22 protein-coding genes are annotated in these 25,669 nt (G+C 46.5%); 2 read left to right on the top strand and 20 right to left on the bottom strand.

Annotated elements, in window-relative coordinates:
• Positions 1-105: 105 nt before the first annotated feature.
• From KAI37_RS07945 to citZ, 7 genes are all read right to left on the bottom strand, one after another.
• Positions 106-837, bottom strand: a complete 732-nt coding sequence (locus tag KAI37_RS07945) for a response regulator transcription factor (protein ID WP_013309604.1) — start codon at positions 835-837, stop codon at positions 106-108.
• Between the two features lie 128 nt (positions 838-965).
• Complete coding sequence (gene pnpS, locus KAI37_RS07940) at positions 966-2,768, bottom strand: two-component system histidine kinase PnpS (RefSeq protein ID WP_025721995.1); 1,803 nt, start codon at positions 2,766-2,768, stop codon at positions 966-968.
• Between the two features lie 120 nt (positions 2,769-2,888).
• Positions 2,889-3,758: an SDR family oxidoreductase gene (locus KAI37_RS07935; protein ID WP_071640166.1), complete on the bottom strand. Its 870-nt coding sequence runs from the start codon at positions 3,756-3,758 to the stop codon at positions 2,889-2,891.
• Between the two features lie 214 nt (positions 3,759-3,972).
• On the bottom strand, positions 3,973-4,389 hold the full coding sequence (locus tag KAI37_RS07930; RefSeq protein ID WP_023987918.1) for a hypothetical protein: 417 nt from the start codon (positions 4,387-4,389) through the stop codon (positions 3,973-3,975).
• Between the two features lie 304 nt (positions 4,390-4,693).
• Positions 4,694-5,635 carry a malate dehydrogenase gene (mdh, locus tag KAI37_RS07925; protein ID WP_028542892.1) on the bottom strand — a complete coding sequence of 314 codons (942 nt, stop codon included), beginning with the start codon at positions 5,633-5,635 and terminating at the stop codon, positions 4,694-4,696.
• A gap of 16 nt (positions 5,636-5,651) precedes the next feature.
• Positions 5,652-6,947 carry an NADP-dependent isocitrate dehydrogenase gene (gene icd / locus KAI37_RS07920; RefSeq protein WP_029516624.1) on the bottom strand — a complete coding sequence of 432 codons (1,296 nt, stop codon included), beginning with the start codon at positions 6,945-6,947 and terminating at the stop codon, positions 5,652-5,654.
• A gap of 151 nt (positions 6,948-7,098) precedes the next feature.
• Complete coding sequence (gene citZ / locus KAI37_RS07915) at positions 7,099-8,211, bottom strand: citrate synthase (protein WP_028542893.1); 1,113 nt, start codon at positions 8,209-8,211, stop codon at positions 7,099-7,101.
• A gap of 345 nt (positions 8,212-8,556) precedes the next feature.
• On the opposite strand from citZ, the gene ytvI reads away from it, so the two are divergent.
• The gene (gene ytvI / locus KAI37_RS07910; protein WP_220031028.1) at positions 8,557-9,675 is read left to right on the top strand and encodes a sporulation integral membrane protein YtvI; all 1,119 of its coding nucleotides are present in this window, start codon (positions 8,557-8,559) and stop codon (positions 9,673-9,675) included.
• 29 nt (positions 9,676-9,704) lie between these two features.
• Here ytvI and KAI37_RS07905 read toward each other — a convergent pair whose 3' ends face one another.
• The 7 genes from KAI37_RS07905 to KAI37_RS07875 form a co-directional block, all read right to left on the bottom strand.
• Positions 9,705-10,103 (bottom strand): FxsA family protein, encoded by a 399-nt coding sequence (locus KAI37_RS07905; protein ID WP_025722001.1) that lies wholly within the window; start codon positions 10,101-10,103, stop codon positions 9,705-9,707.
• On the bottom strand, positions 10,100-10,618 hold the full coding sequence (locus tag KAI37_RS07900) for an acyl-CoA thioesterase (protein WP_023987913.1): 519 nt from the start codon (positions 10,616-10,618) through the stop codon (positions 10,100-10,102). Before KAI37_RS07900 ends, KAI37_RS07905 begins: the two co-directional genes overlap by 4 nt.
• A 134-nt stretch (positions 10,619-10,752) precedes the next feature.
• A complete protein-coding gene (gene pelA, locus KAI37_RS07895) occupies positions 10,753-12,039 on the bottom strand; it encodes a pectate lyase (protein WP_220031027.1) in 1,287 nt (428 codons plus the stop codon).
• 288 nt (positions 12,040-12,327) lie between these two features.
• Positions 12,328-13,170 carry a phosphate ABC transporter ATP-binding protein PstB gene (gene pstB / locus KAI37_RS07890; protein ID WP_023987911.1) on the bottom strand — a complete coding sequence of 281 codons (843 nt, stop codon included), beginning with the start codon at positions 13,168-13,170 and terminating at the stop codon, positions 12,328-12,330.
• A gap of 17 nt (positions 13,171-13,187) precedes the next feature.
• Positions 13,188-14,084 carry a phosphate ABC transporter permease PstA gene (pstA, locus tag KAI37_RS07885; protein ID WP_023987910.1) on the bottom strand — a complete coding sequence of 299 codons (897 nt, stop codon included), beginning with the start codon at positions 14,082-14,084 and terminating at the stop codon, positions 13,188-13,190.
• Positions 14,084-15,016 carry a phosphate ABC transporter permease subunit PstC gene (gene pstC / locus KAI37_RS07880; RefSeq protein WP_013370343.1) on the bottom strand — a complete coding sequence of 311 codons (933 nt, stop codon included), beginning with the start codon at positions 15,014-15,016 and terminating at the stop codon, positions 14,084-14,086. The genes pstA and pstC overlap by 1 nt, the downstream gene beginning before the upstream one ends.
• 108 nt (positions 15,017-15,124) lie before the next feature.
• Positions 15,125-16,048 (bottom strand): phosphate ABC transporter substrate-binding protein PstS family protein, encoded by a 924-nt coding sequence (locus KAI37_RS07875; protein ID WP_025722004.1) that lies wholly within the window; start codon positions 16,046-16,048, stop codon positions 15,125-15,127.
• A 207-nt stretch (positions 16,049-16,255) separates the two neighbouring features.
• On the opposite strand from KAI37_RS07875, the gene KAI37_RS07870 reads away from it, so the two are divergent.
• Positions 16,256-17,152, top strand: a complete 897-nt coding sequence (locus tag KAI37_RS07870; RefSeq protein WP_076292495.1) for a LysR family transcriptional regulator — start codon at positions 16,256-16,258, stop codon at positions 17,150-17,152.
• A gap of 98 nt (positions 17,153-17,250) precedes the next feature.
• On the opposite strand, the gene pyk is transcribed toward KAI37_RS07870, so the two are convergent.
• The 6 genes from pyk to KAI37_RS07840 all read right to left on the bottom strand — a co-directional run bounded on the left by pyk (position 17,251) and on the right by KAI37_RS07840 (position 25,537).
• Positions 17,251-18,681, bottom strand: coding sequence for a pyruvate kinase (pyk, locus tag KAI37_RS07865; protein WP_029516614.1), 1,431 nt, complete (start codon positions 18,679-18,681; stop codon positions 17,251-17,253).
• A 125-nt stretch (positions 18,682-18,806) separates the two neighbouring features.
• Entirely contained in the window at positions 18,807-19,790 is a 984-nt protein-coding gene (locus tag KAI37_RS07860; protein ID WP_013309587.1) for an acetyl-CoA carboxylase carboxyltransferase subunit alpha, read from the bottom strand.
• The gene (accD, locus tag KAI37_RS07855; RefSeq protein WP_071640161.1) at positions 19,791-20,684 is read right to left on the bottom strand and encodes an acetyl-CoA carboxylase, carboxyltransferase subunit beta; all 894 of its coding nucleotides are present in this window, start codon (positions 20,682-20,684) and stop codon (positions 19,791-19,793) included. It abuts the gene before it with no gap.
• Between the two features lie 180 nt (positions 20,685-20,864).
• Entirely contained in the window at positions 20,865-21,053 is a 189-nt protein-coding gene (locus KAI37_RS07850) for a hypothetical protein (RefSeq protein ID WP_013309585.1), read from the bottom strand.
• Between the two features lie 153 nt (positions 21,054-21,206).
• The gene (locus KAI37_RS07845) at positions 21,207-21,704 is read right to left on the bottom strand and encodes a phosphatidylglycerophosphatase A family protein (protein WP_071640160.1); all 498 of its coding nucleotides are present in this window, start codon (positions 21,702-21,704) and stop codon (positions 21,207-21,209) included.
• Positions 21,705-21,871: 167 nt separating this feature from the next.
• On the bottom strand, positions 21,872-25,537 hold the full coding sequence (locus KAI37_RS07840) for a DNA polymerase III subunit alpha (RefSeq protein WP_220031026.1): 3,666 nt from the start codon (positions 25,535-25,537) through the stop codon (positions 21,872-21,874).
• Positions 25,538-25,669 lie beyond the last annotated feature (132 nt).

The following is a 25,669-nucleotide window of genomic DNA, read 5'->3' as shown; positions in this document are numbered from 1 at the left end:
TCATTTGTTGATTCTAGCGACTAGTTTTGTTAACGAAATGTAAAATCACGAAATGGACACAAAAGTCGCCGGACACTGCCATGGATAAAGAAAAACGCTCCTCATTTATAATAAATGAGAAGCGCTTCTTTTTTTATTTACAACCAGCTTGTACCCCACTCCACGGATCGAATCAATATGAACCGAGTCGGGATCTAGCTCCAGCTTTTTACGTAAGGAACTGACGTGCACATCCACGGTCCGTTGACCGCCAATGTAGTCAAATCCCCAAACAGCATTCATCAGATCATCCCGGGTCAATACCACACCCGGCTTGCGAGACAAATAAAGAAGTACCTCAAATTCCTTTGGTCTGAGGCTGATGGACTGACCTCCAAGAATGACTTCATATTTTTCGGGGTAAATCTCCAGCTCGCCCAATTGAATTTTGGAGCTATCTTTCTGATCAGACAACACTCCTTCATCCCCGCCGGAAGTTCTTCGCAGCACAGCCGTCACGCGGGCCAACAGCTCAGAAACGCCAAAAGGCTTCGTGATGTAATCATCCGCACCCGACTTCAGCCCTTGGACAACCTCGGCTTCACCGTTTTTGGCTGTTAAGATAATGATAGGCGTCGTCAGCCCTTGATGGCGAAGTCTGCTCAGAATGTCCAGTCCGTTCATTCCTGGCAGCATCAAATCCAGCAGGATCAAATCGTAGGACTCTCTGGAGGCTTTTTCAAAACCGGCACTGCCATGATCCTCCGTGTCCACTTCGAAGCCTTCTTGTATCAAATTGTAGGATAGCAATCTGGCAAGCGTTGGTTCATCCTCAATAACCAGCAAGCGTTGTCCCATAAATAACTTCATCTCCTGTTTACCTGTTAAAGGCGCATTGGTCAAAATCCTGAAACCTTCTCCATACTCATGCGACACCCGTTTATTTTATCACGGCATTGTTAACAGAATGTAAAAAATGTTCTAGTTCATTCTTCCTGTTGCAATAGCGGTAATTCAACTGTAAATGTGGTACCCAATCCAAGCTCACTTTCCACCGAAAGGGTGCCATGATGCAAATCGACCAAGTGTTTGACGATCGACAATCCCAGCCCCGTTCCGCCAGAGTTGCGCGAGCGTCCTTTGTCCACCCGGTAAAAGCGCTCAAAGATACGTGGCAGGTCCTTCTTCGGAATTCCAATACCTGTATCACTGACTGTAAATACGACCTTTTCCGTGTCATTCTCCCGCTGTATCGTTAGAACCTTAATCTTTACCTTGCCACCATCAAGTGTATAGTTGATGCCATTAGACAAAAGGTTCAAGAAAATCTGCTGAAGCTTATCTTCATCTGCCTCCATAAACAACTCATCCGGGATATCCATGTGTAGCGTAATTCTTTTTTTGGCCGCAACATTGTTCAGTTTTTCCAGCAATGATTCTATGAACGACGAAACGTGCACCGGCGAGCAATCCAGCGGAGAACGCTTGGATTCAATTTTGGATAGCTCCAGAATGTCACCGATCAGCCGATTCAATCGTTCGCTTTCATCATATATAATTTGCAAAAATGAACGGGCCGTCTCTTCATCTTTAACCCCGCCACCGAGTAACGTCTCGGCAAAGCCCTTGACCGCGGCAATCGGTGTTTTTAGCTCATGAGAAACGTTAGCCACAAATTCGCTCCGCATATTTTCCAACCGTCGAATGGCCGTAATATCCTGTAAAAGGAACAGCATCCCGCGGTATCCGCCTTCATCCTCATACATCGGGACACCGTCCAGCAACACGAGTCTCTCCTCGGGATTGTACAAATGAACCTCACCATGCAACCTCTCTCGGCTTTGTATGCTGCCCTCAATTAGCTTTGTGAGCTCATAGTGCTTCTTCAGCTCATGATACGGCTTGTCCGTCACCCGTTTACCCACGACACCTAGCATTCGCTCAGACTCACGGTTTACAAGCGCAATACACTCACTTGCGTCAATCATTAGAATCCCGCCTGTCATATTACTCATAACGCTCTGGAGGAGATCCTCATTGTCACGTATCGTTTTCATTTGGTTTTGGAGACTGTCAGCCATACGATTAATGGCTTCACCCAATTGCCCTACCTCATCCCGGCGCTGTACACCGACTCTTGCGTCATAATCCAGCCCTGATATGCGGTTGGCTACCCCTGTAATATGTTCAATAGGCGAGGTCAGACTGCGAGCAATACGATAGCTCACCAATCCGGCAGCAATAAACAGCAGCACAAGACCAATCCCGATGGCCGTCCAGCCGCGTTGCACTCCCTCTTCCACCGCTTTAAGGCTCATGGACAAACGGATATACCCGTCAAAGCCCTTGTCCGATACAACAGGTTCAGCGACGTATAGCATGTTTCGTTGCAGAGTTTCGCTGTAGCGTATTGTCCGACCGATTCCTTCCGCCGTGGCTTGCCGTATTTCATCACGTGATGCGTGGTTTTCCATCTTACGCGGATCACTTAACGAATCGCCAACCACCGTCCCGTCCTTGCGAATGAAGGTAACCCGCGATTCCGTCAGACGAGCAATTTCCTTCGCCTTTTGAGAATAATAAGAGACATAATCCGTGCTGGACAGGGCATCTGCATTTACAAAAGGGAATGTAGCGCGAAGCAGGTCGATCTCCCGTCCCATATTCTCCTCTAGCACCTTCATATTCGAATTTTTAAAAATTTGTCCCATCGTGATTCCAGCAGCAAGGACAGATACGCCAATCAAAATCAGCATGATCAGGGTAAGCCTGAAACGAAACGATTTCATAAAATATGCCCATCCTTTATGTAGGTTAAGTCTCATTCTACAGGCTACCTTCATTATGTTCCACTGTGAAAAGAAAAAAAGGCCAGGGCATAACACGGCCCCAGCCTTTCCTTTATCCTCTTATCCGTTTATAACTTCACCGCCATTGATATGAATAACCTGCCCGCTTACATATGAAGAATCATCAGAAGCAAGGTACACATAGGCTGGCGCCAATTCTTCCGGCTGACCCGGACGCTTCATTGGCTGTGCTCCTCCAAACTCGCTGACCGTCTTGGCATCAAATGTAGACGGGATTAACGGCGTCCAGATTGGCCCTGGTGCTACAGCGTTCACCCGAATACCTTGATCCGCCAAATTGAGTGAAAGCGAACGAGTAAAGGATGTGATTGCCCCTTTGGTCGATGAATAATCAATGAGTGTCTTGTTCCCAGCGTACGCGGTAATCGATGTTGTGTTGACGATAGTGCTCCCTTTCTTCAAATGCGGCAATGCTGCTTGCGTCAGGAAGAACATACCGAAAATGTTCGTACGGAAAGTGCGCTCCAACTGTTCTTTGGTGATATCCTCCAGCTTTTGCTGTGGATGCTGCTCTGCCGCATTGTTCACGACAATGTCGAGCTTGCCCAGCTCGTGAACCGTCTGTTGAACCGCTTTTTTGGCAAATTGGTCATCTCCGATATCGCCAGGAATCAACACGCATTTGCGTCCCTCCTGCTCTACCTGACTTTTTGTTTCTTCCGCGTCCTTATGCTCATTCAAGTAGATGATAGCTACGTCCGCACCTTCTTTGGCATACGTGACAGCTACAGCCCGTCCAATTCCACTGTCTCCACCAGTAATAAGTGCAACTTTACCTGTTAGCTTGCCAGCGGCTTTGTAAGTTGGTTTTTCAAACTGGGGTGCAGGCGACATTTTGGACTCAATCCCCGGTTGCTGGTCCTGATGCTGTGGGGGCAAAGTTTGCTGAGGTTGATTACTTTTAGGCATTATACATTCTCCCTTCAAAATCAGATATTTTTTTAGGATGCAACAATTGCATCCACTCTACTCCTGATTTACCACACAAAGTTATTCGTTAAACGAAAAAGAAAAATGTAGTTATTGAGCGCACAAAAAAAACGGCCTATGCTTATTCAGCACAGACCGTTTTTTCACTTAGCATTTGTCATCATTCGATTATAGGCTCTCACCAAATGCATAATTAAATAATATGGCTGTATACCATTAAAAACGTAATTAAAATCAGGAAGACGGCAAGCAGTGTACTGAACATTCGCATTTTGCCAGCGTATTGCGTAATAGGCTGTTGGCTACGAATCGCTTCCAACGACAGCCGTAACGGCTTACCCATGGCTCCTGCGATACCAGAAATGGCGAGAAACAACAGCAAAACGACAACGATCCATGCTACCGAATAAGAACCCCAGGGAAAAATCATATAGATACCGCTAACAAGCACAAGAATCAGTGCAAATTGAGCCAACCGGTTCAATAGCTGAACAGCCGATATCGTTCCTTCCTGCACGCTAGGAGCCAATTTGTCGATTTTGCCCACAACGAAGGGGAGCAATAAATAAAAACCCATCGCCAGTGATCCAATAATGTGAATAAAAAACATTCTTTACAACCTCCATTTCTTTGTTTTCTCACAAACTCTTTTTCCATAGAACGATCATATTCCAACAAATGACTACCATCTTTTCAGTGTTTTGGGACATGCTTTTCTATGCCAGGATTTTGCAAATCCTCATGTAACTATCAATACATATGAACTCTATTATACCGGGGAAGTGGGTCAAAGCAAAGGAATAAGGAAGAAAACGAATAGATTACTTAAAAATAAAAGAGGTGTCCGGCGGCCATGACTATGGCTTGGGACACCTCTTCAAGTAAAAGTACACCGTTTTAGTAGAAAATTGAATCTATACGGTAACTATTTTAATCACACTGCGGACCGATTCGGCGGATTGATCGAGCGCTGCTTTTTCTTCGGCTGTCAATTCCAACTCGAACACTTTTTCGATGCCATTGCCGCCAAGAAGTGTCGGTACGCCAAGAAATAAATCCTGGTAGCCGTACTCTCCCTCCAGGTAGGCAATGACCGGAATAATCCGTTTTTTATCTTTTACAATCGCTTCTGTCATCTGTGCAAGCGAAGCTGCCGGAGCATAATATGCGCTACCATTACCCAACAGGTTAACGATCTCTCCGCCACCTCCGCGTGTACGTTGTACGATCGCTTCGATACGTTCCTGCGAAATCAGGGTTTCGATAGGTATACCTCCAACGCTGGAATAGCGTACCAAGGGCACCATATCATCACCGTGACCACCCATAACGAAGCCGCGCACGTCTTCGACGGAAACGTTCAGTTCTTGTGCAATAAAGGTACAATATCGCGCTGTGTCCAGCACACCTGATTGGCCAATAACCCGATTTTTCGGGAACCCAAGCGTTTGATAGGCAGTATAGGTCATAGCATCTACCGGATTACTCAGAATAATGACGATAGAATCCGGCGCATACTTCTTCACGTTCTCACAAACGGATTTTACAATTCCTGCGTTCGTATTTACCAAATCATCACGGCTCATACCCGGCTTGCGTGCAATCCCGGCTGTAATAATGACGATATCCGAGTTAGCTGCATCCTCGTAATTGGAAGTGCCCGTGATCTGGCTGTCAAATCCCTGTACCGGACCGGCCTCCAAAATATCAAGCGCCTTGCCTTTGGTCGGATTCTCTAGTTGCGGAATATCGATTAGCACGATATCACCTAGCTCCTTTTGAGCCAGCAGCAATGCGGTAGTGGCACCGGTAAAACCGGCGCCAACAATGGATATTTTTTTACGTTGAATGGACAAGTGGTATTCCCCTTCCTTACAGGTTACTAATAATGGTATCTGCGAACTCGGAGCATTTCACTTGTGTAGCACCATCCATCAGACGAGCAAAGTCATAAGTTACAATCTTCTTATTAATGGACGTCTCCAGCCCTTTGTAGATCAGGTCAGCCGCTTCTTTCCAACCCAAGTGTTCAAGCAACATTACGCCCGACAGAATTACGGAACCAGGGTTCACTACGTCTTTGTCGGCGTATTTTGGAGCTGTACCATGTGTAGCTTCAAAGATAGCATGCCCTGTTACATAGTTAATGTTTGCACCTGGCGCAATACCAATTCCACCAACTTGGGCAGCAAGAGCATCGGACAGATAGTCCCCGTTCAGGTTGAGCGTAGCAATCACATCAAATTCAGAAGGACGAGTCAGTACTTGCTGAAGTGCGATATCAGCAATCGCATCCTTGATAATGATTTTGCCTGCATCTTCAGCTGCTTTTTGAGCTGCATTTGCCGCATCCTCACCATCTTTTTCCTTGATTACATCATATTGAGCCCAAGTAAATACTTTATCTGCAAATTCTTCCTCAGCCACTTCATAACCCCAGTTTTTGAAGGCACCCTCGGTAAATTTCATAATGTTACCTTTGTGTACGAGCGTTACACTCTTGCGTCCGTGGTCAACAGCATACTGAATGGCTGCCCGTACCAGACGCTTTGAACCCTCGGAAGAAACTGGCTTAATTCCAATACCAGAGGTTTCAGGGAAACGGATTTTGTTCACACCCAGCTCTTGCTGGAGGAACTGAATAACCTTTTTCACGTCTTCGGACCCTTCAGCATACTCGATCCCCGCGTAAATATCTTCTGTGTTCTCACGGAAAATAACCATGTCTACCAATTCAGGACGTTTCACTGGAGAAGGAACACCGTTAAAATAACGAACAGGACGCAGACATACGTATAAATCCAGTTCCTGACGCAAGGCCACATTCAACGAACGGATACCACCGCCAATAGGTGTTGTAAGTGGACCTTTGATGGCTACAATATACTCACGGATGGCTTCCAAAGTATCGTTAGGGAGCCATTCGCCGTATGTATTGAAAGCTTTCTCACCAGCGAATACTTCATACCAGGCAATTTTTTTGCTGCCGTTATATGCTTTTTCTACAGCTGCGTCCAGTACGCGCTTGGAAGCTTTCCAGATGTCGCGACCCGTGCCGTCACCTTCGATAAACGGAATTACCGGATGGTTCGGAACCTGTAGTTGACCGTTATCAATTGTAATTTTTTCGCCTTCAGTTGGGAGCTCAAACTTTTCAAATTTCGCCATAAGTTCCTTTTCCTCCTCAGATATGAATGGGTACAGGACGAAAGACATGATCTTTATCACAGACAAAAACGTACATCTCTCGTCGTCCCCTCTATTGTACCTTATTTTTTAAATTCAGGGTATACAACCTCAATCTTCCTTCGACAAAGGGTTAGCGCAACTCTGGTGATACATATTTTTGATCCATTGGACCTGTATATTCGGCGCGAGGACGAATCAGGCGGTTATTTTCATACTGCTCTAAAATGTGTGCAGTCCACCCGGATACACGACTCACAGCAAAAATAGGTGTAAACAGATCTCTCTTGATACCCAGTTGGGTATACACAGAGGCAGAATAAAAATCCACATTGGGCTTCAAGCCTTTTTGCCCTGTTACAATTCCTTCAATTCGAACTGACATATCAAACAACGTTGTGTCACCATTCATTTCCCCCAGCTCGCGGGACATTTTGTGCAAGTGCTTGGCACGCGGATCACCGTTTTTATAGACTCGGTGTCCAAAGCCCATAATTTTTTCGCGGTTATCCAGTTTCGCCTGAATATAGGAGTCCACCTGATCCAAACCACCAATCTCCTCCAGCGTTTTGGCCACAGCCTCATTGGCCCCACCATGCAGTGGTCCTTTTAAAGCTCCAATAGCAGATGTGATTCCGGAATAAATATCCGACAATGTGGCTACCGTTACACGCGCAGCAAAGGTAGAAGCATTCAATTCATGATCGGCGTGCAGCACGAGAGCCTGATTGAACGCTTTAATAGCCGTCTCCTCCGGGTCCTTGCCAGTCAGCTGATACAAAAAGTTTTCAGCGATGGAAATCCCCTTTTTAGGCGCAATCGGCTCCAAGCCCTCGCGTATACGTGCTATGGCTGCCACAATGGTAGGCAATTGCGCCTGAAGCTTGACGGTTTTAGTCACGTTAGACTCTCTCGACATATCATCCGCTTCTGGGTCATACAAAGCGAGAGATGATACGGCTGACCTCAAGGCAGCCATCGTGCTCAAATTTTTCGGGTATAACTTTAATTGAGTAACAATTTCATCCGGAATAGCAGCGTATTCGCTTAACTGGTTGCGAAGCTCCTGCAATTGCTCTTTATCAGGTAATTTTCCAAACCACAACAAATAAGCTACCTCTTCAAAATCGGCGTTAACAGCCAAATCATCAATGTTATAACCCCGGTACGTGAGAACGCCATCTACGATAGAGCTTATGGAGGAAGTGGTCGCTACGATCCCTTCCAGACCTTTAGTCGCTGTCATCGTTACATCTCTCCTTTGTAAAAACATTGTGAACGGACTTGCAATGTAAACATTTTCAAAAGTAAGATATGTCTTTTAAATAGCTGAGTAATGTTAACGCCATATGTCAATATTTAAACCTTCTTTCACTATACTGGATTTTGTCGTTTATGTGAACATTGAGGGCTATTCCAACACATTCAAATGTTTTATCGCTTCCATAAATAAATTTTTGAAACCCCTTACAAAAAATATTGATTTATTTGCACTTTTTTACACAGGTCTTGTCTCCCCCCTTTCCCGCATATGTATAGTAGAGCATTTATTTTATGAAAAACTATCGTAAAAGAAAGGAGCCGTGAGAGCTTGAGCCGGTTAATCCTAAATCGCATATTTCGTGCTCTATGGGTGGCAATCGTGATTGTAGCTCTGTTACTGGGCATATATGCGCTTTTCCCTCTCATCTATCCTTTCCTATTCGCCTGGCTTGTGGCTTATGCCATGAATCCACTAGTTAGTTTTCTGCGTAACAAAGCCCGTATGCCGCGTTGGACGGCTGTCACGGTCTCATTATTTGTATATTTAGGTGGAATTGCAATTATCCTATCTGCAGCAATCACCCGCATGGTCCGAGAAGTTATAAAGTTGGCCATGACTTTCGACGGACATATTGAGCGTTTTAAAAGTCTGTTTATCGATTGGACACAAAGCGATTTGATTCAAAATGTAATTATTGAAATTAACCATTTTATCCGGGATAATCCGGATTATCAACATACCATTAACAGTAATATTGATAAGACAACTCAAACCGTGAGTTCGGCTGTCACTACGCTAGTCGCTCAATTTTTTAATGGAGTTTTGAACTTGCTAACCTCTCTGCCTAATATGGGAGCAGTTATAATGGTTATTGTATTAGCAGCCTTTTTTATTAGTAAGGACTGGGACCGACATAGTCGGATGCTCTCAAATACGATTCCTGATACGATTCGCAAACCATTGTCGGATATATGGCACGATCTGCGTAAAGCACTGTACGGCTATTTGCGTGCACAGTTTATTATCATCTCCATTACGGCATTAACAGTCATTGTTGGGCTGTTCATATTGCGCGTGGAATCCGCCTTTACCATCGGTTTGATGATCGGGCTGGTGGACTTGCTACCTTATTTGGGGGTTGGCATTGTGATGATTCCTTGGATACTGTATGCGTATATGTCTGGTAATTTGGCACTAGGGGTAGGATTGTCGATCCTTTATATCATCCTGTTGATTGGACGACAGATCGTGGAGCCTAAGGTGCTGGCCAGCAGCGTGGGCTTGAACCCGCTTCCCACCCTCATCGGTATGTTCATCGGGCTCAAGCTATTTGGCGTTTTAGGATTAATTATCGGACCTGTATCACTCATTGTCGTTGATGCACTGAATCGCGCGAATGTCATTCAGGACCTGCGCAACTATATTCTCGCTGGAAGAGTCCGCTAGATCATGGATAGGAAAAACGGCAGTTCACGTCAAAACCGCCGAAACGTAATACTGCCGTTTTTCATTTTTTTCTCCAGCCACTTCAATAAAAAGCGCCGGTACAACGCTCGTGTTAAAGGGAAAACCAACGTAAAACCAATAATATCTGTTAAAAATCCCGGGATAAGCAGCAAGCTCCCACCGAAAAAGACACATAATCCATCCAGCATTTTACGGCCGGGCATTTGCCCCCGGTTCATTTCATTTTTCGCATCGGCAATCACCTTACGACCTTCAAATTGCATCATGGCAGCCCCGATTAGGGTCGTCAGAATAATGAGTAAAATCGTTTTGCCCGCTCCAATCCAATGACTTACCCATATAAACCCGTACAGCTCCACCAAAGGAATGAGCAGCAGCAACAGCCACAGACGTTTACGCATCATCATGACTTCTGCCCCTCCCCGCCTGTAAAAGCAAACCTTAATGCAGTGTACAGCTCAGGTAGTGCCTGATCTAGTCGAACAGGCTTCCATTCGGTGTTCAACCATACGTGACGTGTCATCCCTGTGACAAGCAGCTCTCCCGGCAGCGTGTCTGCCTGGGTCCATACCTTTCCCAGATACCTTTGATGCTCATCGTCTGTTACCCGTCGAACCTCATAGGTATAGTTTAGACGTAGTCTGGAGAAGTCCGTAATTGCGGTATAAATGGTAATTAAATCATCATATCGAGCAGGACTCGCATATTTCGCATTGATTTCAATAACTGGCAGCAAGACTCCTCGTTCCTCCATGCTCCGATAGTTAAAACCCGCCTGCCGGATCATTTCGGTGCGCCCGATCTCAAACCAGTTCAAATAATTTGCATGATATACGACCCCCATCTGGTCGCTTTCCTGATAACGGACACGTAGCGGTGCGCCATACCAGCGTAATTCCGTTTGTTTCTCCTCTTGAGTCATACAAGCTCTCCTATCTTTGTGCATCTTTATCTCTATTTTGCCCTCTCTCCATTAAACCATATTTACAGGCCAGGAACAAAAAGAGGGCAGACCGACCGGTCCACCCTCGCCAATCATATATAATAATGCCTTTATTATTGTGGCAACGGCTTGGACAGTTTATAATATCCGCTATCCGAAGCCAGCTTAAGCAAGCTCTTAGCCTGGCTTCCCGCCCAGGCGTAACCAAGTCGTCTTTCCTCACTAATTTTCATGATGTCAGTATACTTTTTGCCATCCCGATCTGAAAAGAAATACTTGTTGTCTTCTACATTATAGAACCGATACCACATTACGCTTGATGCGTCCTTTTGGAAAAACTCCGGACCTTGACGATTGTATTTGATACCGTCGATTCGGTTCGCGTCGAACCATTTCAAAGCGCTCTGAGCCGCTTTTTTCACTTCAGCGGTTTGCGGCTGGGACATGAGAAAAGCAGTAATGCCTACTGATTCCGTAGTTGTTTTGGAAGGTAGCTCAAATGCCCGGGCAGCAACCGATACATAAGTAACTGGATCGTGCTGTGCACCCCAGATTGTTGGTGTACCATTATTTACAATTTGAGATTTAATTGTGTATTGGATACCTTTGTTTAGTGCTTGCTGAAGTCTGGAACGGTAAGCGTTATCCAGAATATCGCTATCAAACGGCTGCTTCTTGTTCACAATATCGTCAGCCAAAACCATAACTCTGACCATCGCATCATCATTGTAAGTTACAGCATCGGAATAATTACCACGTTTAGGGTATACCTGAGGCCAGCCACCGGAGGAATATTGAGAGGTTAGAACGAAGTCAATTGCTTTTTGTACACTGTTCTTAATGTCTTTATTTTTTGTTTTTTTGTATACATCCGCCAAAAAGCGAATCTCGGTTGTCGTGGCCTCGTTATCGAACGTTCCGAGCTCAACACCATCCTTGCTCTTCCATGTGGAGCGTGCAGTTTTGCCATCCCATTTGGATTTATAATTTTTTTCCATAGCTTTGAAGAATCCGCCATGTGGTAATTGCCAGGATACAATATTTAAGGCAAGTGTAGTATCCTTTGAGGTATTCCCCGTTGAGAACTTGCTAAAGTCGCGCATTTTGTTCAGGAGGCTGTCTGTATTCACAACAGCGGTTGGCTTCGCCACAGCCGACAGCCCAAATAATTGCTCGCGATCCAAAACACCTGAATTTACATCACCACCATAAACGTCCCGTCCCACAGCTGAATCTGTGGTAAGTTCATAAGCAGTCGCCGATTCACGTCCTGAATCATATGTAGCCGGCACCATCTCCTGTGCCGCAGCCCATGAGGGACTTAGGAGTCCTGACGTTACTGTAATCGCCAAACTTGAAAGCGCTATCATCTTTGCGGTTGGACACATCTTCTTCTTCATTTGAACCTCTCCCTTATTTTGAGTTGGTTAATTGCGTTCAGTTTAAACCTATATATTCTTGCTGAAGATTCTTTTTGATAGCGAAGGGAACTGAACCACTATTTATGCATCATAAATAGTTAGTTGTATTATATGAAAATATACCCAAACGATCAATATATTTTAATTTACTAATAGATTAAAAAAGTTACAAAACGTTGAAAACAATAAAAATCCTCTTACTAATGCTGGATTAGTAAGAGGATTTTACGTGGAGCTAATATAAAATAGGTCGATGAGCAACATCGCTTAACCAAATCGACCCATGATGTACTCCTGAGTCAGCTCATTTTCAGGATTCGTGAAAATATCATTCGTTTTCCCATGCTCAACCAGACTTCCGATATAAAAATAAGCAGTATAATCGGAAATCCGTGCAGCCTGCTGCATATTGTGCGTCACAATAACGATGCGCAGTTCCTTTTTTAATTCAGTAATGAGCTCTTCTACCTTGCCTGTAGACACAGGGTCCAGCGCGGAGGCTGGCTCGTCAAGCAATAGAATTTTCGGTTGAACGGATAGTGCACGTGCAATGCAAAGCCGCTGCTGTTGCCCGCCAGACAGCGCCAGAGCGGAGTCGTGAAGGCGATCCTTGACCTCATCCCATAATGCTGCTTTACGTAGGCTGCTTTCGACGATTTCATCAAGCTGCTTCTTCTTGCGCACCCCACGGTATTTGGGACCGAAGGCGATATTATTGTAAATGGATTTGTAAAAAGGGTTGGGACGCTGCCACACCATGCCAATTTGCTGACGCAGCTTGATCACGTCCGTTTCCGGTGCCGTCAAATCCTGTCCATCCATCCAGATGTGCCCCGTTGTAGAGGAAGACGCAATCTCATCATTCATCCGATTAAGGGAGCGCAAAAAGGTCGATTTACCGCAGCCGGAGGGCCCGATCAAGGCAGTCACTGTCTGCTCGGGAAAGGCCAGATTCACTTTTTTCACAGCCTCAAAGCTGCCATAATAAATACTCAAATCCTCAGTACTGAACGGATGCGGCGGTTGCCCCGCAAGCTGTTCCGAACGCGTAGACTGAACGGATGTTGCTGGTGCGGCGGTTTTTGCCGTTCGCGTAATCACATGTTCCATTGTTCTCCATCCCCTTTCTAATCCATACGTTTGGCAGCTGTCAGACGGCGGTATACAACTCTTCCGAACCATCTTGCACTCAAGTTGAATGCAAGCACAAGCAGCACCAGTACGGCAGAAGCGCCTGCAGCAATATCTTTGGAGTCAGGAGCAATTCCCTCACTGTTGACCTTCCAAATATGAACAGCCAATGTTTCAGCAGGTCGCATCGGGTTAATAGGCGATCTGGCATGCAATGGATTCCAATCGGTAAAATCAAGCGGCGGCGTACTCATCCCTGCTGTAAACAGCAATGCGGCGGCTTCCCCGAAAATACGGCCTGCGGCCAAAATGGTACCCGTAATCAAGCTTGGCAGCGCAGCTGGCAACAAAATGGAGGTGATAATTTTCCACTTGGACAATCCAAGCGCAAGTCCAGCTTCCTTTTGCTCCTTCGGCACAGCTCGAAAAGCCTGTTCTGTTGTACGAACCATCAGCGGCAGGTTGAATACCGCTAGAGCCAAGGCTCCTGATAAGAGAGAAAAGCCAAAATCAAACGTATTTACGATAAGTAGTAGTCCAAATAATCCGATGACGATAGACGGGAACGAGGACAATACTTCGACGACAAGTCGTATAAAGTCCGTAATTTTCCCCGGCTTTGCATATTGCGCCATGTAAATACCTGCGCCCCAGCCAATCGGAATGGTGATAATCAAAGTTAAGATTAACAAAAATACGGAATTAAATAGTTGTGGGCCAATGCCACCGCCTGCACGTAATGTTTGGGGAGCACTGGTTAAAAAGTCAAAAGAAATATGACTGACTCCGCGGGCCAAAATGAAGCCCAGTAATCCCACCAAAAGTGCAACAATGAACAAGGCGAAGAAACAGATTACAAATGTAGCGATCTTGTCGGTCGTTTTAGCTTTCATCAAACCCGGTTTCTCCTTTCAAGCAGCCTTACCAGCAGCACGAAAATGAATGTCATGAGCAGAAGAACAAGCGCCATGCTCCAGAGAGCATTGTTATGAACGGAGCCCATTGCTGTATTCCCCATGCTAAGTGTAATGACGCTGGTCAAGGTCGAAGCGGATTCCAGCAAGGAATGCGGTATATGCGGAGCATTCCCGATTACCATCTGTACAGCCAACGCTTCTCCGAAGGCACGAGCCATACCGAGAATAATTCCTGTTAAAAGAGCAGGCAACAGCGTCGGAATAATAACACGGGCAATTGTCTGCCAGCGGGTAGCACCCAAAGCATAAGAGGATTCACGCAGCCCCCCCGGTAAGGAAGACAACGCATCCGCCATAATACTCGTAATCGTCGGCAAAATCATGACTGACAACACTAGGCAGCCTGCCAGAATGCCGATACCTTGTCCTCCAAACACGTTCCGCAGCAGCGGGACGATCACGGTCAAGCCAACAAAGCCATATACAACAGACGGAATACCGGATAATAATTCAATCGCGGGTTGAAGGATACGTTTACCCGATTTCGGCACGATTTCCGTCATAAATAAAGCGGCACATAAGCTGAGCGGACTGGCAATTAAAGCCGCCAGTATGGTTACTGCAAAAGAACCCGTAATAAACGGAAGCGCGCCGAAGGACTTAGGCTCGCCATCCGGGCTCCATTTGGTTCCAAAGAAAAACTCTCGCAGACTGACTCCATTCACCGCAAATGTAGCTACACCTTTGGAGGCAACAAAATATACGATGGAGACAATGACCGCAACTAAAAAAACGACACAAACCGACGTATATATGCGGCCGGTCCATTCTTCCCAGTAATGTCTTTCTTTCATAACTCGGGATCGTTTATTCTGTTCCATGTATGCCTTCCCTTCAATTGGTTCCATACTGTAACTCCTTTAACCGAAGAATAGAGGCCGGACGCTAGTCCGCCTCTTCTTCGTGAATATACTCGCGTTAGCTGCGTTCATCCGAACAGGAGGTTGTGGCTCTCCTTATTTCGTGATATTACCGTCAGCATCACGTTTCACTTGCATGCCTGCTACTGGAATGTATCCCAAGTCTACGACATCCGTTTTTTGGATTTCATCAGACAGAATGTAGTCCAGGAATGCTTTCACATGCTCTTTTGGCTCACCTTTAGTGTACATATGCTCGTAAGCCCATACTGGATATTTACCTTGTTCTACATTTTCAACGTTAGCTTCAACGCCATCGTATTTCAAAGTAGTTACTGTGTTGTCGATGTAGGACAGAGCCAGATAACCAATCGCACCCGGTGTTTCAGCAATCAGCTTTTTCACAGTACCGGAGGAATCTTCTTGAATGGAGCCCGGCAGATCTTCCGTTTTTTGTCCCAATGCGTATTTTTCAAATGTTGCACGAGTACCGGAGCTGCTTGGACGGTTTACGATAACGATTTTTTGATCTGCACCGCCAACTTCTTTCCAGTTCGTGATTTTACCTGTAAAGATTTGTACCAATTGATCTTTTTTCAGGTCTGTAACGCCTACTTTAGGATTCGCTACCGCTGACATGGCTACAACAGCTACTTGGTGATCGACCAGCTCATCTGCGCCGCTCTCCAGTTTTTCTTTTGCAAACACGTCGGAGTTACCGATGTCCGCTTGTCCGCCGGAAACCTGAGTCAAGCCAGTACCGCTACCGCCGCCCTGTACTTGAACTGCAATGCCTTTATATTTATCGACAGCCATAAATTTTTGTCCCGCTTGCTCTACCAATGGTTGAAGTGCAGTGGAGCCAACAGCCAGAATATTTCCTGTCAGTTCAGCAGCTGCTTTATTGTCTGTTCCTGTAGCAGCTTCTCCTTGTGGTGCAGCATTGTTACCTGATCCGCAAGCTGCAAGTGCAAATACCATGGTGAGAGTCATCAGAATGAACGGCCATTTTTTCAACATTTTTTATTGTCCTCCCCTTAGTTAAGTGACGGTTTTTTATTTATGACCATCAACACTTTTACATTGTAGGCCTGGAATGTTAGACGAACGACGTGGTTTTGTAAAACAAATATAAAATATTGATAGATAAATTATTTTTCGGTATATAATTAATCTATAGTTTGAAATTCACATATGAATGTCATATAAGGAGAGCTGTTAGATTCCATGAATATTCTAAAATTGCGTATCTTGATGCTGATCGACAAATTCCATAAGGCGACGGATGTGGCCGAAGCTTTGCAAGTTAAACAACCTACCGTCAGCTTTCATATGAAAAGCTTGGAAAAGGAAATGGGTGTTTCCCTATTCTCTCTTCAACAAGGCAGGATTATGCTAACGGAAGCTGGAAAAAAATTATTACCTTACGCAAAGCAGATCATCTCTCTGGAGCAAGAAGCTAGACAAGCTGTAGATGAATGGACAGAAGAGTCACAGGGTCAATTACATCTGAGTGCAGAGTCGATATCAGGTACGTATCTCCTCCCCGCTTTGATGGCTAAGTTTGCTCAACGATATCCAGATTGTCGTATACAGTTGGAGATTCAATCCCCGGATGCCATTAAGCAGCTACTGAAACAGGGAGAAATTGATTTTGCTTTTCTCGACGATAGAGATTCTCTTCCAGAGTTTACGGTGGCAGAGCCAGTGACTTCAGATCAAGTAGGAGTTATCCGTTCTGCATCTGCACTTGCACCTGCATCCAAATCAGAGGAGTTCGATGGACCCGATATGCTGGGCAAGCACACATGGGTAAAATATAGCGGTTCATCAGTTGTAGATCAGTATTCTTCGCTAGTTAACCCTCATCTGGAAATCAACTCTTGGGAAGCGGTAAAGCAAGTCGTAAGCGGCGGAGAAGCGCTTGCCTTCTTTCCTGCAAGTGGAGTCGATAATAATGAAAATGCTGTTCCCTCGGTGGAATGGCTTCCTTATCCCGAGGCTGATAACAAAAAGAGCCATTATCAAATAAACATCGTGTACCAACAAGATATACACATGAACTTGATGCAACAGGCATTCCTTGATTTCATAAGACGAGAAGGACTGGAAATGAACAGCTAGAGAACATAAAAAAAGAGCATCCAAGTCTTATTGACTTGAATGCTCTTTTGCGTGTTGTAACGAATACATACAGCCTCGGTATTATTTCGAGACTTTAATTACGCTTGCGCCGGAACGCAGCTAATTTTGATCAGGTTCGTAGAACCGGAATCACCAAGAGGTACGCCTGCAGTAATCACAACCAAATCGCCCTCTTTAACGAGGCCAGATTTGCGACCACCTTCCAGCGCGTTGTCAAACAGACTGTCTGTTGTGTCAACAATTGGTCTGCCTTGTACTGCATGTACACCCCAGATCAGAGCCAAACGGCGAACTGTTCTTTCCTGTGTTGTAACAGCGACAATCGGAGCTTCTGGACGGTATTTAGAGATCATACGCGCCGTTGTTCCGCTTTGTGTGGACGTCAGGATCGCTTTGGCATGCAGGTCAAGTGCAGAAATAGAAACGGATTGGCTGATTGCTTCTGTGATACTAATTTCTTGAGCCGTTCTTTGTTTTTTGAACAAATCACGGTAGTTCAGAGAAGACTCAGCTTTTTCTGCAATACGTGACATCGTCAATACGGATTCTACCGGATATTTACCCGCAGCTGTTTCGCCGGACAGCATAATTGCGTCTGTTCCGTCAAAAATAGCATTCGCTACGTCACTTGCTTCCGCACGAGTCGGACGCGGGTTACGTTGCATGGAATCCAGCATTTGTGTTGCCGTAATAACAGGCTTGCCAGCTACATTACATTTGTTAATCATCAATTTTTGCGCCAGAGGCACTTCTTCAGCAGGAATTTCCACACCGAGGTCGCCACGAGCAACCATCAGGCCATCCGAAGCTTCCAAAATTTCATCCAGGTTGTCAACACCTTGCTGATTTTCTATTTTGGAGATGATTTGAATATGACTTGCGTTGTGTTTCGCCAGCAATTCGCGGATTTCCAACACATCACTTGCTTTACGAACAAAAGAAGCCGCGATGAAATCAATGTCCTGCTCAATACCGAAAATGATATCATTAGCATCTTTTTCCGTAATACCAGGCAAAGAAATAGCGACGCCAGGAACGTTAACGCCCTTCTTGCTTTTGATGGTTCCGCCATTAACAATGCGGCATTTGATTTCGGTGCCTGATACTTCAATAACAGTGAGTCCAATCAGACCATCGTCGATCAGAATGGTGGAGCCGGGCTCCACGTCCGAGGGAAGATCTTTGTACGTAATAGAAATACGATCTTGCGTACCGAGAATTTCTTCCGTTGTCAGCGTAATGAACTCGTCCTGAACAAGCTCAATAGGTTCAACTTCGAGCTTTCCTGTCCGGATTTCCGGCCCCTTCGTATCGAGCAAAATAGCAACGTTTTTGTTAAGCTCCTTACAAGCTTGACGGATGTTTTTAATCCGGTTGCCATGCTCCTCGAAATCACCGTGAGAGAAATTCAGGCGGGCTACGTTCATACCAGCCAAAATCAGTTTCTTCACATTTTCCAATGACTCACTGGAAGGACCGATGGTACATACAATCTTAGTTTTGCGCATTTGGGTTTTTCCTCCGTTTTCAAAGGTGCTACTCTTTATATCTTTTTCCAACAATTAAATCTACTACACTTTTTCCTATTTGTATAGGAAGTTCGTCATATTTATTGTTACCCGTTTACAGCGTATTACAACATAGGCTCAGATTCCGAAGGCTTCAAGAAGGTGTATTGACCTATTTTTCGGAATTTTTGATACCGATCTTCCCTCAATTCATCGCAGCTCATATTCGTAAGGTCTGCCAAATGACGTTCCAATAGCTCCTTGATTGCGGCAGCGGTCACTTCATAGTTACGATGCGCGCCCCCTTTCGGCTCCGGCACAATATCCTCGATAATTTCCATGCGCAGGAGGTCATTAGCCGTAATCTTCATGGCTTCAGCTGCCTGATCGGCCTTGGAAGCATCTTTCCATAGAATCGAGGCAGCACCGTTTGGAGAAATGGCCGAATAAATGGCATGTTCCAGCATCAGCACACGGTTACCGACTGCAAACGCAAGCGCACCGCCGCTTCCACCCTCGCCGATGACCACACAAATAACAGGCACCGAAAGCTTTGCCATCTCCCGCAAGTTGCGGGCAATCGCTTCCGATTGACCTCTCTCCTCTGCTGTATTACCCGGATAAGCGCCCTTCGTATCAATGAATGTAATAATAGGGCGTTTGAATTTATCAGCCTGCTGCATAAGACGCAAGCCTTTACGAAATCCTTCCGGATGAGCACTACCAAAAAAACGTGCAATGTTATCTTTCGTATCCTTACCACGCTGTTGACCAATGACGGTCACCGGAATACCATTTAGCTTGGCAATTCCGCCCACAACCGCCAGATCGTCTCCAAACAAGCGGTCGCCGTGTAATTCAATAAAGTCCGTAAACACCTGCTCAATCAGATCAAGAGACGTTGGTCTTTGATGATGACGGGCCAAATGCATTTTTTGTGGTGCTGTAATGTTCGAATATATTTCTTCTTCCATCTCGAGATAACGGTCCTCGAGACGGTTGATTTCATCTGTAAAATCAATTTGCTTATCCTGTCCGAATTGCTTGAGTTCTTCGATCTTCTGTCGCATCTCGACCAGGGGCTTTTCATAAGGCAATTCACCAGCCATCTATTCCACCCCTTTCACACTGTGCAGATCAAGCAGTTGCCCGAGGGTATCACGCAGTTCCTTGCGGTGTACAACCATATCCAATTGTCCATGCTGCAAATTAAATTCGGATGTTTGAAAATCATCCGGCAACTTCTGTCTGATTGTCTGTTCAATTACAATACGCCCTGCAAAGCCGAATACAGCTCCTGGCTCCGCAATATTAATATCTCCAAGCGTAGCAAAGCTGGCGGATACTCCGCCTGTAGTCGGGTCGGTGATAACAGAAATATAGAGCAAGCCCTGCTCATCCAGACGAGCAAGAGCAGCACTTGTTTTGGCCATCTGCATCAAGCTTAAAATACTTTCCTGCATACGTGCCCCGCCGGAAGTTGAGAAAATAATTAGTGGCAGACGCTTGTCTATTGCTTGCTCAATGGCGCGGGTAATTTTCTCTCCTACGACCGAACCCATACTGCCAGTAAAAAAGTCAAAGCTCATCACAGCAACGACAACAGGATGTCCATAAATAAGGCCGTCGCCTGTAACGACAGCCTCTCGCAAGCCAGATTTCAGGGTCTGTTGCTCCAGCTTGCTCGCATATCCTGGAAAGTCCAGCGGGTCAACCGAAATCATATCGGCATCATATTCCGTATACGTGTCTTCGTCGAGCACCATGCGAATACGATCCATTGCATTCAAACGCATATGGTATCCGCACACCGGACACACTTTCAAATTTTTCTCTAGTTCTTTGCTGTATTGAATACTTCCGCACTTGCCACATTTGGTCATAAGACCTTCGGGAATTTCCCGTTTGGGACGATCCGGCATGTCCGCTTGATCGCCGCTCAGCGCCCGTTCCGAAGGGATGGTCGCGTATTTACGCTTCTTTTGGAATAAATCTTTAAACACAACTACACCTCTCCAGCCGTTTATTTGTCAGCCGTAACCGATACAAGGTCCTCTGCCGTCTATGCGGCACCTCTAAGCATTATGTTCATACACACGTCAACGCCTGTTACTAAAACATTACCGCCGATCGTGCATCCTTTGTTCCACCCATGCTGCTGTATCACTTCCGCCGTTCCGGACTCAAGGGCGCAAAATCGAATTAAGCACTTCCTGAATTTCTTCGACTTCACCCGAAGGCACAAGTATCTCAAACTGTTGCTTGGATGCGCTGATGGCCCGGGCCTGCACCATAAAACCTTCTTCAGACAGTTTGAGCTTAATCATGTCAGCCAGTCTGGCCGTCGGTGCAATATAAATCACCGTCCACATGCCTTGTTTCTACCCCCTAAGCCTCAAGTTTTGAGCCCATATAATAGACTCATGATAACATACCTTACTTTTTTCCCGCAACAAAAGCCCTCCTGATCATTCAAGTTCCGTCGGAGGGCCTAGAAAATCATCAACTCTGTTTACACAGGTCAATTAAGCGTCCAATGATGCAGGATAGTGCTTGGCATGGAGGCTCCGATGTGCAATGCGCGAAGAAGCAGCGGCAGCCAGTCCAGCGACAAGATCGTCTAAAAACACATGAATACCACTGCCTTTTTGGTTCAGCTGTTCAATAATCCCCGTCTTTTCCTTATCCAGGTAACCAAAACTGGTTAAGCCAATCATGCCGTACACACTCGTAATTCCAAGAGCCAGTGTCTCGTCCACTCCATACAGCGGTTCGTCAGCCTCCATAATGGCTTGCAATGGCTGGGGAAGAAGTTTTTTTTCGGCCAGCTCATCAAGCGCAATACCTGTGAGCAACGTATATTGAACCTCACGTTTTTGCAAAACCGCTTTGACACTGTCTATACATTCTTCCATCGTCAAATGAGGATAATATTTTAGCTGAAGCTGATAAACAATGTCCGCAATGGACTCGATCCGAATGCCTCTGCGATTTAACAAAGTTTCTGCATATTCATAGGACATAATTTCCCTCCCGCTTTCACCGTGCAGTTCTATTCTTTCACCGTACGGGACCTTATGGTGCAGGGTACGTGTTGAATCTCCTGTTCCGCCAGTTTTCCAAGTGTATGCGGGAGGAAAGGAAAATGTTCATTAAACCGTTACAATAAGGGCAGTTTACTGTGTGCCTATCATTTGACTTTCACCGTGCCTTCACCCAACATCGACTCCATTTGATCAAAAAGCTGAGGAGAAGGCTTAATGTTGTAAGCATCGCTCAACGCCAGCAGACGCTGGTTGCTCTCATAAAAAAGTACGGTAGGCATAGCACCGGGATGCTCCTGTAGCAGTGCCTTGAGACTGACCAGCAAGCTGGCGTCCTCCTCGGCCTGGCGGGTGATTTTGACAAACACCCGCTGACGAGTGGTTGGCTCCGAGTTGCGCGGGCCCGGCACCTGCTCACCGCGAACAGCTTCGGCTCCGCGCGGTGAAGCAGCCGTCACGGGACGGGCCGCCTTCGGCTGAGGCGAAGCAGATGCATGGGCTGCCGAAGGCGGGGGCGACACACGTGACGCTCTTCCGCCTGGACCGCCAGCAGCTGGTACGGATGCTCCAGCTATGGCGGACGAGCGCGTACTGGCACGTCGGCGCTGGAGGAGCCGTGCCAGTGAGTCTTCGGCCAGCGGGGCGGTCTCATCCGCAAGGAGCTTGAAGTGCTCGTCCTGCTGCTGCATCTTGGCTCGAAGCGTAAGCAAAGCTCCCTTTTCAATCCACTGCTGGCTTCGCTTCCATACCTCAGGAAACAGCACAACCTCACAGCGCTCAATCTGATCCTCCAGTTCAATAAAGGCCATTGCCTTACCCTGCTTGGTCGTAATCGTTTTGAGTGACACTACCATGCCAGCAGTCACAACAATCGTTTCATCTGGGACATCGCCCAGCTCCATCAAACGATCCGCCTCGCTACTTTCCAACAGCGACTCAAAATCATCCAACGGATGCCCCGATAAATACAGTCCCAGCAGTTCACGTTCCAGCTCTAATTGCTGGCTGGCGCTGAATTGGGGTACATTGGGATATTCGATATCCCAATTGGGCATTTCCACAAAACCAAACATATCAATTTGCAAGTCATCCCGTTCCTTGCGCCATTTGACGGCTGCATCCACCGTTTCATCCAGCATAGCAAGCAACTGTGCCCGATGACCCGTCAACGAATCAAAGGCCCCTGCCTGAATAAGCGATTCAATTACTCTTTTATTACATACCCGTAAATCGACACGTCGACAAAAATCGAGCAGGCTGTCGAAAGGCCGTTCCTTGCGCACAGCGAGAATGCTCTCCATCGCCTGTGTGCCGACATTTTTAATCGCAGCCAGGCCGAAGCGGATGCCTCCCTGCTGTAACGGAGTAAACAGCACCCCGCTCTCATTCACATCAGGTGGCAACACTGCGATATCCATACGACGGCATTCGACGACATATTCAGCCACTTTCCGATGACTTCCCATCACCGCTGTTAGCATTGAAGCCATAAATTGTACCGGATAATGGGCCTTTAAATAAGCCGTCTGAAATGCTAGCACACCATAAGCAGCTGCATGGGCACGTGGGAAGCCGTAGTCAGCAAAACGGACAATCATATCGTAAACCCTTCCGGCCTCCTCCTCCGTGTATCCCTGCTTGATACTGCCTTCGACAAAATGCCCGCGCTCCAGATCCAGCACTTCGCGCTTTTTCTTGGACACAGCCCGGCGCAACAGATCGGCTTCTCCCAGGGAAAAACCCGCCATGCGTGAAGCAATCTGCATGATTTGCTCCTGATACACAATAATACCGTACGTATCCTTTAAGATCGGTTCCAGGTCAGGATGCGGATAAATAATCTCAATCTGACCATGCTTGGCCTGTATAAAGTTAGGAATAAAGCCCATCGGGCCCGGACGATACAAAGCCAGGACAGAAATGATATCCTCGAATACACTCGGCTTCAAATCCTTGAGTACCCGGCGTACACCGGCCGACTCCAGCTGGAATACGCCTCCTGTATCTCCTTTGCCCAGCAAGTCATAGGTATGCGGATCATTATCGGGAATACGGCTAAAATCAGGCGTTTCTTCATGGTCTTCCGCAATCCAGTGTATGCACCGTTCAATAATGGAGAGCGTACGCAGCCCGAGGAAATCCATTTTAAGCAAACCAATGCGCTCTAGATTTTCCATCGAGTACTGCGTCAAAGGTACCCCTTCGCTCCCCTCTTGAAGCGGAACCGCATCGGTCAATGGAGTCCGCGAAATGACAACACCTGCTGCATGTGTCGAAGCATGACGAGGCATTCCTTCAACCTTGATCGCCATATCCAGCAGTTCACGTGTCTTAGGCTTCGTTTCATATAGCGTTTTCAGCTCCGGGGTAATTTCCAACGCATGACGGATATTAATGCCTAGCTGCGCCGGAATCAGCTTGGCTGCCTTGTCCACCTCGCCATATGGCACGTTCAATACACGACCGACGTCACGGACAGCGGCTCTTGCCGCCAGCGTTCCAAAGGTAATAATTTGCGCTACATGCTCATTTCCGTACTTCTGCACTACATAGTCGATAACCTCGTCACGCCGTTCATCACTAAAATCAATATCTATATCCGGCATACTAATTCGTTCGGGATTCAGAAACCGTTCAAAGAGCAGGTTGTATTTCATCGGATCGACATTCGTGATGTTAAGCACATAGGCAACCAAACTGCCTGCTGAGGAACCCCGCCCCGGTCCCGTTGCAATCTTATGCTTATGAGCGAAGGCAATAAAATCCCATACAATCAGGAAATAATCGCTGAAACCCATACTGTCAATGGTATTTAACTCATAGTTCAGTCGTTGGTTCAGCCTTTCCCGTTCCTCCGGCTGCTCCCATCCGGGATCGCTTCCATAGCGACGCTCCAGCCCTTGCACGCACAAATTGCGTAAATAGGACGAAGAGGTCATTCCTTCCGGCAGTGGACGATATTCAGGTAAAATGGATTGACCGAATTCCAGCTCCAGTTCGCATTTTTCAGCAATACGCACCGTGTTGGCGATGGCTTCTGCCACATGTGGGAATAAGCGAGCCATATCCTCCTGACTTTTCAGATACAACTGACGTGTTGGTATACGCAAGCGCTCCTCATCGTCAACTGTCTTCCCTGTCCCGATACAGATCAGAACGTCCTGCACGTCTGCATCTGGCTCAGTCAAGTAATGCACATCATTCGTCGCCACCAGTGGAATATCCAGTTCCTTCGCCAGTGCGATCAAGAGAGGATTTACACGTTTTTGCTCCGAAAGACCATGATCCTGGAGTTCCAGATAAAAATCATCGCCAAAAATGTTACGATATCGCTCCGCTGCTCGTCGTGCTTCAGCTTCCCGACCATGCAGTAAATGCTGTGGCACTTCACCGCCCAAACAAGCGCTCAGGCATATGATGCCTTCATGATGGGCAGCCAAAGCCTCCATGTCGATGCGCGGCTTGTAGTGAAAGCCCTCCAAATGGCCGATGGAGCACAGCTTCATCAGATTTTGATAGCCTGTTTTATTTTTGGCGAGCAAAATTAAATGATATATGGGCTGATCCTTCCGGCTGCCACGCTCCTTGCGCGATCCTGCCGTCATATAGGCCTCACACCCGATAATCGGCTTAATGCCGTTTTCTACACACGCTCTATAAAAAGGAATGGCACCGTACATGACCCCGTGATCTGTAAGGGCCAGCGCCTTCATTCCGTAAGCTGATGCCTGTTTGACCAACTCCGCGGTACGAGCCGCGCCGTCCAGCAGGCTGTACTCGCTATGAACATGCAAATGCACAAATGAACTCATGCGCTTCTCTTCCTTTCACCGCTTGATTTTCTTCAAACTATTTTATCATATCCGCGTTAGTAGCGCCCATAGAATAAAAGTACAGACCTCGGCGGACAAGCGCGGTCCTGATTCGTATACCTAAGGAGGAAA

It is taken from the genome of Paenibacillus sp. S25, from assembly GCF_019454085.1.
Classification (GTDB): domain Bacteria; phylum Bacillota; class Bacilli; order Paenibacillales; family Paenibacillaceae; genus Paenibacillus; species Paenibacillus polymyxa_B.
Note: the sequence above shows the minus strand (reverse complement) of the source record. Positions and strands in the feature narration are given on the sequence as shown.

Coding starts and splice junctions, on each gene's coding strand:
- pelA (WP_220031027.1), bottom strand. CDS start 12,039: ATGAAGAAGAAGATGTGTCCAACCGCAAAGATGATAGCGCTTTCAAGT.
- KAI37_RS07900 (WP_023987913.1), bottom strand. CDS start 10,618: ATGACTCAAGAGGAGAAACAAACGGAATTACGCTGGTATGGCGCACCG.
- pnpS (WP_025721995.1), bottom strand. CDS start 2,768: ATGAAATCGTTTCGTTTCAGGCTTACCCTGATCATGCTGATTTTGATT.
- pstA (WP_023987910.1), bottom strand. CDS start 14,084: ATGAAAGCTAAAACGACCGACAAGATCGCTACATTTGTAATCTGTTTC.
- KAI37_RS07930 (WP_023987918.1), bottom strand. CDS start 4,389: ATGTTTTTTATTCACATTATTGGATCACTGGCGATGGGTTTTTATTTA.
- citZ (WP_028542893.1), bottom strand. CDS start 8,211: ATGACAGCGACTAAAGGTCTGGAAGGGATCGTAGCGACCACTTCCTCC.
- KAI37_RS07850 (WP_013309585.1), bottom strand. CDS start 21,053: ATGTGGACGGTGATTTATATTGCACCGACGGCCAGACTGGCTGACATG.
- KAI37_RS07840 (WP_220031026.1), bottom strand. CDS start 25,537: ATGAGTTCATTTGTGCATTTGCATGTTCATAGCGAGTACAGCCTGCTG.
- KAI37_RS07935 (WP_071640166.1), bottom strand. CDS start 3,758: ATGCCTAAAAGTAATCAACCTCAGCAAACTTTGCCCCCACAGCATCAG.
- pyk (WP_029516614.1), bottom strand. CDS start 18,681: ATGCGCAAAACTAAGATTGTATGTACCATCGGTCCTTCCAGTGAGTCA.
- KAI37_RS07875 (WP_025722004.1), bottom strand. CDS start 16,048: ATGTTGAAAAAATGGCCGTTCATTCTGATGACTCTCACCATGGTATTT.
- KAI37_RS07860 (WP_013309587.1), bottom strand. CDS start 19,790: ATGGCTGGTGAATTGCCTTATGAAAAGCCCCTGGTCGAGATGCGACAG.
- pstB (WP_023987911.1), bottom strand. CDS start 13,170: ATGGAACATGTGATTACGCGAACGGCAAAAACCGCCGCACCAGCAACA.
- KAI37_RS07845 (WP_071640160.1), bottom strand. CDS start 21,704: ATGTCCTATGAATATGCAGAAACTTTGTTAAATCGCAGAGGCATTCGG.
- KAI37_RS07945 (WP_013309604.1), bottom strand. CDS start 837: ATGGGACAACGCTTGCTGGTTATTGAGGATGAACCAACGCTTGCCAGA.
- KAI37_RS07905 (WP_025722001.1), bottom strand. CDS start 10,103: ATGATGATGCGTAAACGTCTGTGGCTGTTGCTGCTGCTCATTCCTTTG.
- icd (WP_029516624.1), bottom strand. CDS start 6,947: ATGGCGAAATTTGAAAAGTTTGAGCTCCCAACTGAAGGCGAAAAAATT.
- pstC (WP_013370343.1), bottom strand. CDS start 15,016: ATGGAACCAATTGAAGGGAAGGCATACATGGAACAGAATAAACGATCC.
- KAI37_RS07870 (WP_076292495.1), top strand. CDS start 16,256: ATGAATATTCTAAAATTGCGTATCTTGATGCTGATCGACAAATTCCAT.